Below are 12,430 nucleotides of genomic sequence, written 5' to 3' on the forward strand. Positions count from 1 at the left end.
TGATCCAGCCTACCCCGACGGCCCGGATGTAGGTGCACCGCCGCGCCTCCACCAGCCAGGCCTCGGTCAGCGCGCGGTCATCGAGCCGAACACGGCTCGGCCACGCCCACCCGCTCAGTTCACCTGGCGCTCGCGGCCGGCCCAGAACGGCTTGCGCAGCGCTGCCTTGTCGACCTTGTTGACGCTGGAGAGCGGCAGCTCGGCAGCGAAGTCGACGCTGCGTGGGCATTTGTAGTCGGCGATCCGCTCGCGGCACCAGGCGATGAGGGCGTTCGCATCGAGATCGCTGCCGGCCCGCGGCACGACGACCGCGTGCACCGCTTCGCCCCACTTGGCATCGGGGATGCCGATGACGGCCCCCTGCACCACGTCGGGATGCTCGGCCAGGGCGTTCTCGACCTCGGTGGAATAGACGTTCTCGCCGCCGGAGATGATCATGTCCTTGGTGCGGTCGACGACGTAGAGATAGCCGTCGGCATCGAAGCGTCCCGCGTCGCCCGTGTGCATCCAACCACCGCGCAGCGCCTGCGCCGTGAGCTCCGGCCGGCGCCAGTAGCCGCGCATCACGTTCGGGCCCCGCACCAGGATCTCGCCGACCTCGCCGGCCGGCAACGTGCGGTCCTGCGTATCGGCGACCCGCACCTCCACGTTCGGCACGGGCCGGCCGGCCGAGCGCAGCCGGTGCGCCGGGGCCTCCGGCCGATGGTCGTCGGCGCCGAGGAAGGTGGCAAGGGGCGACAGCTCGGTCATCCCGTAGGACTGCATGAAGCGCACGCCCGGCAGCGCCTCCATGGCCCGCCGCAGCAGCGCCTCCGGCATGGGGGCGGCGCCGTAGGTGACGGCGCGCAGGCTGGAGAGATCGTGCGCGTCGAAATCCGGCTGCCCGAGGATCATGCCGAGCATGGTGGGCACCACGGTCAGCGCGGTTATGCGATGGCGCGCCACCGCCGCCAGCACCTCCGCCGGGGCGAAACGCGGCAGCACCACGTGGCGGCCGCCGACCAGCGTGGTGCCGAGCACGCGGCCGCCGGCGGCGAGGTGGAACAGCGGCCCCGCGTGCAGGTGCACCAGCGTCTCGTCGAAGCCGGTCAGCGCCCCGGTATTCGTCGCGTTGAACATCAGGTTGCCGTGGCTGAGCATGACGCCCTTGGCGCGCCCGGTTGTGCCGCCGGTGTAGAACAGGCAGGCGATGTCATCGCCGCCGCGGCCGGCATCGGCCGACGGCTCCGCGGCCGCCAGCGCCGCCTCGTAGTTGAGCATCCCGGCCGGCGTGTCGCCGTCGCCGGCAAAGATCACCTGGGTGATCGACGGCGCAGCCGCCCGGACGGGATCGGCCTGGGCAGCGAAGGCGTCGTCGACGATGAGCACGGTGGGCTCGGCGTCCGTCGTCTGCTCGATGATCTCGCGCAAGGAAAAGCGCGTGTTGAGCGGGCAGACAATGCCACCGCTCCACAGTGTTCCGTAGTAATACTCGACGTAGCGGTCGCTGCTGGCGGCGAGCATGGCGACGCGCCCGCCCTCGCCCACGCCCGCCTGGCGCAAGACCGTGGCGAGACGAGCGACGCGGTCGGCGAACTGCGACCAGGTGCGGGAGCGCTCACCGAAGACCAGGGCCGTCTCGCCGGGCCGGCGGGCCGCGGCCCGCGCGAGGGGTTCCGTCAGCTGCATGGGCTCGTTCTCCCGTCCTGTGTCGGCTCGGCGGGTTCAATATCGAAGAGCAGGTTAGCGGCTCATGAACCCGGTTCCGCGCCGCGAATACTGGCCGTTAGCCCGCAAACACCTCAGGTCGTCATGGCCGGGCTTGACCCGGCCATCCATCGACTTAGAACGAACCGTTGCGGGTTGCGCCTGTATCAGATTTTTACTGAGTAGATGGATGGCCGGGTCAAGCCCGGCCATGACGGCGCCGAGGCCGGAGGCTCACAGCCCGCCGTTGACCACCAGGCACTGGCCGCTGACGTAGTCGCTGTCGGGGCTGCAGAACAGGTAGACGGAGCCGGCCGCCTCCTCCGGCGTGCCGCCGCGGCCGAGCGGGATCATCTGGTTCATGGCCGAGAGCCGGCCGCCCTGGACGCCCACCTTCACCTCGCGGCCCTGCACCTCGATGGTGCCCGCCTCGCCCTCCTGCAACGGCTTGGTCAGCCGTGTCTGGATGTAGCCGAAGGCGACAGCATTGACGGTGACGGCATAGCGCCCCCACTCCTTGGCCACCGCCTTGGTCAGCCCGACGATGCCGGCCTTGGCCGACGAATAGTTGGACTGGCCGGCGTTGCCGTTGACGCCCGAGGTCGAGGAGATGTTGACCACCTTGCGGACGATGCGCTCGCCGCGGCTCTTCTCGGCCTCGGTCGCCACCTTCAGATGGTCGAAGAAGGCGCGCAGGATGCGGAACGGCGCCGACAGGTGCAGGCCGATGATGGCGTCCCACTGTTCGTCGGTCATCTTCTGGATGACGTTGTCCCAGGTATAGCCAGCGTTGTTCACCAGGATGTGGCAGTCGCCGAAGCTATCGACCGCGGTCTTGACTACGCGCGGGCCGAAATCGAGCGCCGCTACGTCGCCGTTGCAGGCCACCGCCTTGCCGCCCAGCTTCTCGATGAGCGCGATGGTCTCCTGCGCCGGCCCCTCGTCCAGGTCGTTGACGACGATGCTGGCTCCCTCGCGCGCCAGGCGCAGCGCGATCTGCTGGCCGATGCCGCGGCCCGAGCCGGTGACGATGGCGACGCGGCCGTCGAGTTGTCCCATGGGTGTCTCGTCCTTCCCAGATTTTCTATTTAACGTTTAGTAGAATTTCGACTACATTGGCACTTGTCAAGAGGCTCGATCGACGGGGGAGGAATGCGCACCGCGACGCGGACTCAGCGCTTCGACAGCAAGCGGGACGAGGTGCTGCGGGCGGCCGGGCGCGTCTTTGCCCGGCTCGGCTTCCATACGGCGACGCTGGCCGATATCGGCGCCGAGCTCGGCACCACGGCCGCCGCGCTCTACTATTACGCCAAGTCGAAGGACCAATTGTTCGGCGACTGCCGGCAGATCGGCCTCGATGCCATCGACGCCGCGCTGGAGGAAGGCCGCACCGCGGGCGCCGACGGCTGTGGGCGGCTCTCCATCTTCTTCCGCCGCTACGCCGAGCTGATCGTCAGCGACTTCGGCCGCTGCCTGGCGCTCGCCAACCCGAGCGACATCCCGCCGGGGCTGCGCGAGGTCAGCCGCGCCCGCCAGGGGGCCGTACGCCGGGAGGTGCAGGGCCTGATCCGCGCCGGCATCGCCGACGGCTCGATCCGCCCCTGCGACGACCTCCTGATGGCGAACATGCTGTTCGGCGCCTTCAACCATCTGCCGCGCTGGTGGGCGCCCGCTGGTCGCCAGTCGCTCGCCGCCGTGGCCCAGGCCTACGTCGCCACGCTGGCGAGCGATCCGCCGCGGCCGGCGGCGCCCACCCGCAGACGGAGGAAACAGCCCGCGGCCGCGCCGGAGCCGCACGGACCCTAAGTCCGCTCACGCGGCGGTATCCAAGCAAGCAAAGCAAAATAAGGAGGAAGCAGATGATCAAGCGTATGGCAGGCCTCGTGGCCCCGGTCTTCGCCGCGACTCTTGGCGTCGGCGCAGCTGTAGCCGCCGACGCCAGTCCCGGCGTCACCGACACGGAGATCAAGATCGGCAGCACCACGGCCTACAGCGGGCCGGTGTCGGCCTACGGCACCGTTGGACGCCTGCAGACCGCCTATTACGAGATGATCAACGCCCAGGGCGGCATCAACGGCCGCAAGGTCAGGTTGATCAGCCTGGACGATGCCTACGCCCCGGCCAAAGCGGTGGAGCAGACGCGCCGCCTGGTGGAGCAGGACGAAGTGCTGGCCATGGTCGGCTCGGTCGGCACCGTGACCAACTCGGCCACGCAGAAATACCTCAATGCCCAGAAGGTGCCACAGATCCTGATCATCTCGGGGGCGGCCAAGTGGGACAACCCCACCGCCTTCCCCTGGTCCACCCCGCTCTATCCGTCCTACCGCCTGGAGGCGCTGGCGATGGCCAAGCACCTGCTGCGCCACAAGCCCGACGCCAGGCTCGGCCTGATGTCGCAGAACGACGACGCGGGCCGCGACTACATCAAGGGCTTCAAGGAGGGGCTCGGGGCCGACGCGGCGAAGCTGATCCTCAAGGAGGTGACCTACGAGCCGTCCGAGCCCACCGTCGACTCCCAGATCGTCGCCCTGAAGGCCGCCGGCGCCGACACCGTGTTCATGATGGCGACGCCGAAGTTCGGCGCCCAGGCCATCCGCAAGATCGCCGAGCTCAACTGGAAGCCGCAGATCTACGTCGCCAGCGTCACCACCTCGATCGAGACCGTGCTGAAGCCGGCCGGCCTCGACAACGCCGTCGGCGTGATGAGCGCCTTCGCCTTCAAGCGCCCGGAGGACCCGCGCTGGGCCAACGACGCCGACGTCGTGGCCTACAAGGCCTTCCTCGCGCGCTGGTACCCGGCCGGCAAGCTCGACGACAGCAGCAACATCGTCGCCTACATCAGCGCCTACGTCATGACCAAGCTCCTGGAGCGCTGCGGCAACGACCTGACGCGCGACAACCTGCTGAAGCAGGCGACGACGATCGACGCGCTGGCCGCGCCGCTGCTGCTGCCCGGGGTGACCATCACCACCACGCCGCAGAGCTATACGCCGTTCCGCAAGCTCAACGTCGGCCGCTTCGATGGCACCACCTGGGTGATGGAGGGCGAGTTGATCGACGCCGAGGCAGCGATGCGGTGAAGGGCGGCACCCTTCCCGAGATCCGTGGCATTGGCTGGCGAGCGCAAGATTGCGTCTCGCCGCCGTTAACCCTGAGACACGATGCCTGGGACCCCGACTCGCTCGATCCGCGTTGATTCGTTAAGGTCCTGTTAACGATCGTCGATGCGGAGGCCAGGCATGGCTCCTCGAGCCCAGTGGAAAGGGTTTCTGAAGGTCGGGGGGCTGACCTGCCCGGTCGCCCTCTATACGGCCGCATCCACCTCCGACCGCATCACGCTGCATACCCTGCACCGGGAGACCGGACATCGCGTGCGCCGGCAGTTCGTCGACGAGGAGACCGGCGAGGTGGTGCCGCCGGACGAGCAGGTGAAGGGCTTCCCGGCCGACAACGGCAGCTACGTCGTCTTCCAGCCGGAAGAGATCGCAGCGGTGATGCCCGAGAGCCAGAAGACGCTCGACGTAGAAGCCTTCGTTCCGGCCAAGGAGGTCGACCGCGTCTTCTTCGACAAGCCCTATTTCCTTGCCCCGTCCGGGCCGGGGGCGGAGGAGACCTACGCGCTGCTGCGCGACGGCCTCGCGGCCAAGGGGGTGGTCGCCGTGGCGCGGGCGGTGCTGTTCCGGCGCGTGCGCACCGTGCTCGTCCAACCCTTCGAGGTCGGCCTGCTGGCGACGACGCTCAACTTCGACTACGAGGTGAGGTCGGCCAAGGACGCCTTCGACGGCATTCCCAAGCTCAAGATCGAAGGCGAGATGCTGGAGCTCGCCAAGCACATCATCGCCACCAAGAGCGGCGAGTTCGATCCGTCCGCCTTCGAGGACCGCTACGAGAACGCCCTGGCCGACCTGGTGCGCGCCAAGATGGAGGGCAAGCCGCTGCCCAAGCCGAAGGCCCCGCCGATCACCAAGACCTCCGACCTGATGGAGGCGCTGCGCCAGAGCGCCGGCGCGGCGCCGCCGCCGCGGCGCGCCCGCGCCGCACGGCCGGCGGCGGAGGCCAAGCCACGAGCGGCCGCCAAGACGACGGCCACCGCCAAGACGACGGCGACCGCCCGCCCGGCGTCGCGGCGCAAGTCGGCCTGATGGCATCCTGATCCGACGGAGAGGCCGACATGGCGGTAAGGCCCTACTGGAAAGGCTACCTGAAGCTGTCGCTGGTGACCTGCCCGGTCGCCATGATGCCGGCCCAGTCGGAGTCCGAGAAGGTCCGCTTCCACACGCTGAACCGGCGCACCGAGAACCGCGTACGCAGCCAGTACATCGACGCCGAGACCGAGGAGCCGGTGGCGGACGGCGACCAGGTCAAGGGCTACCAGCGCGGCGAGCACGACTACGTCCTGCTGGAGGACGAGGAGCTCGAGTCCGTCGCCCTGGAGAGCACGCGCACCATCGACGTCCAGAAATTCGTGCCGGCGGGCTCGATCGCGCCGGTGTGGCTCGACGCGCCCTACTACCTGGCGCCCGACGATCCGGTCGGCGAGGAGGCCTTCTCGGTCATCCGTGACGCCATGGCGGACACGGGGCGCGTCGGAATCTCCCGCCTGGTGCTCGGCCGGCGCGAGCGCGCGGTGATGCTCGAGCCCCGCGACCTGGGCATCGTGCTGTGGACTTTGCGCTTCGGTGACGAGGTGCGCGACGCCGAGCCCTATTTCGGCGACATCCCCGACGAAACGTCCGACCCCAAGGTGGTCGACCTGATGGCGCGGCTGATCGACCAGCGCACCAAGCCCTGGGACCGGACGATGGTGACCGACCCGGTGCAGGAGCGGCTGCGCGAGCTCATCGCCGCCAAGAACCGCAGTCGGCCGCGGCCGACGACGAAGGCCGCACCGGCGGGGACGCCGGCCAAGGTCATCGACATCATGGAGGTGCTGCGCAAGAGCATCGCCGAGGAGTCGAAGACGCCCAAGCGCCCGCAGCGCCCCCAGCGGCCACGCTGAGGGCGATCGATCGGGCCTACGGCGCCGCGTTGAGCGTGATGGCCGTGATGCCGCCGGCGATGTTGACGCCCACCTGCCCCTCAACCGACAGCGGCTGCAGCGAGAAGGCGCGGCCGGTGCCACCGATGAGGACATTGGCGCCGAGGCCCACGCCGGCGCTCGCCTCTGCGCCGGCCCCGGCATAGGTGCCGGCGAGCGCTCCCGGGCCGATGCCGGCGGTGGCGGCGATGACGCCCCAGACCAGATGCCCGGCCTCGACGCCGCCCAGCGCCACGCCGTATTCGGCGATCGAGCCGACGTAGCGCCCGGGCACGCCGCCCCTGTCAGGTGTGAAGACGCAGTTCAGGCTCTGCTTCTGCATCAGGATCAGGCCGATGCCGGCGGACACGTCGCAGGACAGGGTGCCGACGCGGGCCTTCTCTTGCGCGGACGACGAGGCAACGGACGCGCCCGTCATGGCGAGCGCGACTGCGAGCGGAGTGAGAGAGCGTCGGGCAAAGGCCATGGCATGCTCGTCCTTCAGAGATTGGGCAGGTGATATAGCAGATTCGCCGCCGCGTCGCGCCGATGGACCGGTCGATCGGCCCACCTCGGCGCCATCCGCGCCACCTCGCCGGGTCGCTATGTCCGCGCCATCTTCGACGCGATCCAGCGGACCACGACGTAGAAGACGGGTGTGAAGATCAGGCCGAACAGCGTCACCCCCAGCATGCCGGCGAATACCGCGATGCCCATCGACTGGCGCATCTCGGCGCCGGCGCCGGCCGAGATCGTCAGCGGCAGCACGCCGAGTATGAAGGCCATCGAAGTCATCAGGATCGGACGCAGGCGGGTCCGCGCCGCGGCGATCGCCGCATCGCGCCGGCTCATCCCATCCTCCTCGGCCTGCTTGGCGAACTCCACGATCAGGATGGCGTTCTTTGCCGCCAAGCCCACCAGGACGACGAGGCCGATGTCGACGAGGATGTTGCGATCGAGGCCCTGATGGTTGACACCGACCATGGCCGCCAGGATGCACATCGGCACGATCAGGATCACCGCCAGCGGCAGAAGCCAACTCTCGTAGAGCGCCGCGAGCAACAGGAAGACGAACACCACCGCAAGGCCGAAGGCGATGATCGCGGTGTTGCCGGCGAGCTTCTCCTGCTGGGCGATCTCGGTCCATTCGAAGCCGAAGCCCGCGGGCAGGCGCTCGCTCGTGATCTTCTCGACGATGCCGATCCCTTGGCCGGTCGAATAGCCGTGCGCCAGCGAGAACTGCACCTCGGCAGCCGGATAGAGGTTGTAGCGCGGCACCCGATAGGCGCCAGTCGCGTTCGAGAAGGCGGCAACCGAGCCGATGGGCACCATCTGTCCGTCGTCGTTCCGCGTCTTCAGGTTGGCGACGTCGCTTGGAACGAGGCGGAAGGGATTGTCCGCCTGGGCGGTCACCCGGTAGGTGCGGCCAAGCAGATTGAAGTCGTTGACGTAGGACGAGCCCATGTAGATGGAGAGCGTCTCGAAGACACGCGTGATCGGCACGCCGAGCATCTCGGCCTTGGTGCGGTCGATGTCGGCGTAGATTTGTGGTGTCTTGGTCGAGAACAGCGTGAAGGGCTGCTGAATGCCCGGCATCTGGCCGGCCGAACCGGCGACGATCCAGGCCGCGCCCTCCAGGGCCGGGAGCCCCCGGCCGGCCCGATCCTGAACGTAGCCCTTGAGGCCGCCGCCGGTGCCGATGCCGGGCACGGCCGGCGGCTCGATCACCAGCGCGAAGGCCTCGCTGATGGCGAACATCTGCTGGCGCAGGTCGCCCAGGATGCCCTGCGTCGTGAGCCCATGCGCTCGCCGCTCCTCGAACGGGGTTAGCATGACGAAGATGACGCCCATGTTCGGCGCGATGGTGAAGGTCGAGCCATCCAGTCCGGCGAAGCCGACCGCATGGACCACGCCGGGACGCGACAGGAGGACGTCGGTTGCGCGCCGGATCGCGGCGTCGGTACGGGGCAGCGCAGCGCCGGGCGGCAGCTGAAAGACGGCGATGAAATAGCCGCGGTCGAGCTGCGGCACGAGGCCGGTCGCCGTCGCCGCCAGGCGCTGTCCGGTCAGCGCAATCAGGCCGGCATAGCCGACGAGCACGATCAGGCTGAACCGGATCAAGCGCGCGGTGACCGCGCCATAGCTGCGCGACAGCCAATCGAAGCTCTTGTTGAAATAGAAGAAGAAGCCGCGCACCGGCACGCCGAGCTTGAAGAGGGGGCCGTGCGATCCGGGCTCCTCATGCTTGGCGTGGGGCTTCAGCAGGATCGCCGCCATCGCAGGCGACAACGTCAGCGACACGAAGCAGGAGATCGCCGTCGAGGCGGCGATCGTCACCGCGAACTGCTGGTAAAATGTTCCTTGCAGGCCGCTGATGAAGGCAGTGGGGATGAACACCGCGCAGAGCACGAGCGCGATCGCGACCAGCGCGCCGCCGACCTCGTCCATGGTCTTGTGCGACGCTTCCTTGGGCGACAAGCCCTCCGCAAGGTAACGCTCGACGTTCTCGACGACGACGATGGCGTCATCGACCACGATGCCAATGGCGAGGACCAGCGCGAGCAGCGAGATGGTGTTGAACGAGATACCGACCGCGCCCATCAGCAGGAAGGTGCCGACCAGCGAGACCGGGATCGCGATGATCGGGATGACCGCCGCGCGCCAGCTCTGCAGGAACAGGACGACGACCACGACAACGAGCGCCACCGCCTCGAACAGCGTGTGGACGACCGCCTTGACCGACTCCGCGATGAACTCGGTCGGATTGTAGATGATCCGGTATTCGACGCCGAAAGGGAAGTCGCGCGCCAAGGTGTTCATGGTGCTGATCACGGTGTCGGCCGTGGTCAGGGCGTTGGAGCCCGGGCGCTGGAAGATGCCGATGGCGATCGCGTTCTGGTTGTCGAGATAGGCGTTGGTCGTGTAGTCCTGAGAGCCGAGCTCGACTATCGCGATGTCGCGCAGGCGGATGATGCCGCCATCGGCATCGGCGCGCACCACGATGTTCTCGAATTGCGCGGTGTCGGCAAGACGCCCGAGGGTGTTGACCGAGATCTGGAAGGCGCCGTCCGAGGCGGCGGGCGGCTGGTTGATGGCGCCGGCCGCGACCTGCACGTTGGCGGCCCGCAGCGCGGCCACCACGTCGGACGCGGTGAGATCGCGCGAGGCGGTCTTGGCCGGGTCGAGCCAGACGCGCATGGAAAAATCGCGTGCGCCGAACACCTGCACGTCGCCGACGCCATCGATGCGGGTGAGCAGGTCCTTGACGTTCAGGGTGGTGTAGTTGGACAGGTATTGCGAATTGCGCGACCCGTCCGGCGAGATCATGTTGACGACCATCATCATGTCGGGCGAGGCCTTGCGGGTCTGGATGCCGAAGGCGCGAACCTCGGGCGGCAGGCGCGGCTCGGCGGCCGAAACGCGGTTCTGCACGAGCACCTGCGCCTGGTCGACATCGACTCCCGCCTTGAAGACGACGTTGATCGTCACGCGCCCGTCGCCGGTCGACTGCGAGGTGATGTAGAGCATGTCGTCGACGCCGTTGACCTCCTGTTCGATCGGCGTGGCGACCGTCGCGGCGACGACCTCCGCGGAGGCGCCGGGGTACGTCGCCGTGATCGCCACGGTGGGCGGGGCGATCTCGGGATATTCGGCGATCGGCAGCGCATATTGGGCGATCGCACCGGCGATCGTCAGCAACACCGAAAGAACTGTGGCGAAGATGGGCCGGTCGATGAAGAAATGGGTGAAGCGAAGCATGGCAATGTCCTGGCCCAACGATCGGACGGCCGGCCTCGGCGGCTGCCGTCGCGCTCAACGGAAGGCGATCAGTTCGCCGCGGCCTTGATCTCGCCGGGCATGGGGGCCACCGACGTGCCGGGACGAACCATGGGGTTGGCGAACCCGCCGACGATCACCTTGTCGTTCGGCGCCAGCCCGCTGCGAACGACCCGCAATCCGGCGCTGATCTGGCCGAGGGTGACCGGCTTCGGCACGACCGTGTTGTCCGGGCCGACGGTGAGCACCACCTTGTCGGCCTGGTCCGCGGCGATCGTTGCGTCAGGCACCAGCAGCGCATCCGCCTCGCCGGCCGGGATGCGCAGGCGCCCGAAGACGCCCGGCGTCAGGAAGCCGTCCTTGTTGGCGAAGACAATGCGGCCGCGGATCGTGCCGGAGCGGGCGTTCAGGGCGTTGTCGACGAAGTCGATCTTGCCGCTGCGCGTCCACTCGGTCTCGTCGGCGAGGCGCACCTGCGCATGCGGCCCCTGCTGGCGATTGGACGTCTGGCGCAGACTGTCGCCATTGCGTGAGTAGCGAAGGTAATCAGCCTCGGAGGCGTCGAACGTGAAGTAGATCGGATCGACTGCGACGATTGTCGTCAGCAGCGTGGCGCCCGGCTGGCCGCCGGAGATCAGGTTGCCGATGTCGACACGCCGGTTCGAGATGCGGCCCGAGAGCGGCGCGCGCACGTGTGTCCATTCGAGGTTGAGCTCGGCAGTCTTCAGGTTCGCCTCGGCGGCCTGCAAGGTGCCGATGGCGTTGCTCAGGTTAGCGCGGCGCTGGTCCACGTCGCGGGCCGTGATGGTTCGGCTCAGTGTCAGGCCGTCGGCCCGCTCGACCTCGTTCTGCGCCAGCTCGACCTGTGCCTTGGCGCGGGCCAGATCGGCACGCGCCGCGTCGGCCGTCAGCCGGTAGGGCCGCGGGTCGATGGTGAAGAGCGGGTCTCCCTTTTTGACGAGGTCGCCATCGCGGAAGTGGAGCGCGTCGATGAAGCCCGAGACCCGCGCGCGCACCTCCACCTGCGCGCTCGCCTCGAAGCGGCCGGTGAACTCGTCCCAGTTGGTCACACGCTTGGCGAGGGGCTCTGCCACCTCCACGCGTGGCGCTGGCGGCGCGCCTTGAGCGAGGCCGAACGCCGGCCAGGCGAGGACTGTCAGGGAGGTCGCGAGGGCGCCAGGCCTTCGTACGGGCAGATGGGGGAACATGCCGGGCTTTCGAGCTGAGAGATCGCGGATCCGTCGATACGGCGACGAAGGGCCCGCGGCGCCGAATGGCCCTCGGGCGCGGGGGTCATGCTTTGCCGAGGCCGCGGTGCCTGGTTTCCATCACCATTGGCGATCGTCGGCGCCGGTTCAGGGAAAGCTGCAGGCGACAGGGGGGTGTTGTCGCCCGCAGCCCATATTCGCCAGCTGAGCAGACTACTGGCGAATGCATGAATTACTCAATATAACTGCACTTCACATCTTGGAATTACCGGCGATTGCCGCTCGAGAGCCTCATCCGTCGGACAGCACCGCCCAGCCGAGAGCTGCCGCCACGAGCAGCACGACCGAGGGGGCAATCGCGTGCGCATACTCTCGATGCAGCAGCGTGGTGCCGGCCGCCGCGGCCATGACGGCCGCGGCGAGTGCGGCGCCGAGCGCCCTGCTGGCCGGGAACAGAAGAAGGACGGCAACCATCAGCTCGAGAACGGCGGTCACGTGGTGGAACCAGGCCGGATACCCCCATCTGGCATAGTCTTTTCGTATGGATTCGGGGGCGATCAAGTTGATGGCTGCGCCGACGATGAAGAATGCGGCGAGCAGCCACGCGACGACGGCCACAACGCTGATATCACTCATGGGGGGGTCCGCTCTTCTTGTTCGGAAGCGATGTCCAATCATTCCCGCCGGGAGTTGGACAAGAGCGACCGGCCGCGCGCGGCACGGCAAGGGCGCAGCCTCTGCC

The 12,430-nt window shown here is 68.2% G+C and carries 10 protein-coding genes; 4 read left to right on the top strand and 6 right to left on the bottom strand.

The window, feature by feature from the left end; all coding sequences use genetic code 11:
• Positions 1 to 114: 114 nt before the first annotated feature.
• Entirely contained in the window at positions 115 to 1,668 is a 1,554-nt protein-coding gene (locus ACZ5PO_RS34360; protein ID WP_464187199.1) for an acyl-CoA synthetase, read from the bottom strand.
• A 252-nt stretch (positions 1,669 to 1,920) separates the two neighbouring features.
• The gene (locus ACZ5PO_RS34365) at positions 1,921 to 2,745 is read right to left on the bottom strand and encodes an SDR family NAD(P)-dependent oxidoreductase (protein ID WP_464187200.1); all 825 of its coding nucleotides are present in this window, start codon (positions 2,743 to 2,745) and stop codon (positions 1,921 to 1,923) included.
• A 93-nt stretch (positions 2,746 to 2,838) separates the two neighbouring features.
• On the opposite strand from ACZ5PO_RS34365, the gene ACZ5PO_RS34370 reads away from it, so the two are divergent.
• The 4 genes from ACZ5PO_RS34370 to ku (ACZ5PO_RS34385) all read left to right on the top strand — a co-directional run bounded on the left by ACZ5PO_RS34370 (position 2,839) and on the right by ku (ACZ5PO_RS34385) (position 6,685).
• Entirely contained in the window at positions 2,839 to 3,492 is a 654-nt protein-coding gene (locus ACZ5PO_RS34370) for a TetR/AcrR family transcriptional regulator (RefSeq protein ID WP_464187201.1), read from the top strand.
• A gap of 53 nt (positions 3,493 to 3,545) precedes the next feature.
• Entirely contained in the window at positions 3,546 to 4,766 is a 1,221-nt protein-coding gene (locus tag ACZ5PO_RS34375; RefSeq protein WP_464187203.1) for an ABC transporter substrate-binding protein, read from the top strand.
• A gap of 159 nt (positions 4,767 to 4,925) precedes the next feature.
• A complete protein-coding gene (gene ku, locus ACZ5PO_RS34380) occupies positions 4,926 to 5,828 on the top strand; it encodes a non-homologous end joining protein Ku (RefSeq protein ID WP_464187204.1) in 903 nt (300 codons plus the stop codon).
• 29 nt (positions 5,829 to 5,857) lie between these two features.
• The gene (gene ku, locus ACZ5PO_RS34385; protein WP_464187205.1) at positions 5,858 to 6,685 is read left to right on the top strand and encodes a non-homologous end joining protein Ku; all 828 of its coding nucleotides are present in this window, start codon (positions 5,858 to 5,860) and stop codon (positions 6,683 to 6,685) included.
• Positions 6,686 to 6,701: 16 nt separating this feature from the next.
• Here the strand turns inward: ku (ACZ5PO_RS34385) and ACZ5PO_RS34390 are convergent, their stop codons facing one another.
• The 4 genes from ACZ5PO_RS34390 to ACZ5PO_RS34405 all read right to left on the bottom strand — a co-directional run bounded on the left by ACZ5PO_RS34390 (position 6,702) and on the right by ACZ5PO_RS34405 (position 12,324).
• Positions 6,702 to 7,190, bottom strand: coding sequence for a DUF992 domain-containing protein (locus ACZ5PO_RS34390; RefSeq protein WP_464187206.1), 489 nt, complete (start codon positions 7,188 to 7,190; stop codon positions 6,702 to 6,704).
• Positions 7,191 to 7,306: 116 nt separating this feature from the next.
• Positions 7,307 to 10,462: an efflux RND transporter permease subunit gene (locus tag ACZ5PO_RS34395; protein ID WP_464187207.1), complete on the bottom strand. Its 3,156-nt coding sequence runs from the start codon at positions 10,460 to 10,462 to the stop codon at positions 7,307 to 7,309.
• Positions 10,463 to 10,530: 68 nt separating this feature from the next.
• Entirely contained in the window at positions 10,531 to 11,574 is a 1,044-nt protein-coding gene (locus ACZ5PO_RS34400) for an efflux RND transporter periplasmic adaptor subunit (RefSeq protein ID WP_464187209.1), read from the bottom strand.
• A 405-nt stretch (positions 11,575 to 11,979) separates the two neighbouring features.
• Positions 11,980 to 12,324: a DoxX family protein gene (locus ACZ5PO_RS34405; protein WP_464187210.1), complete on the bottom strand. Its 345-nt coding sequence runs from the start codon at positions 12,322 to 12,324 to the stop codon at positions 11,980 to 11,982.
• Positions 12,325 to 12,430: the final 106 nt, after the last annotated feature.

The sequence above is a fragment of the Chelatococcus sp. KU-N122 genome (assembly GCF_055391085.1).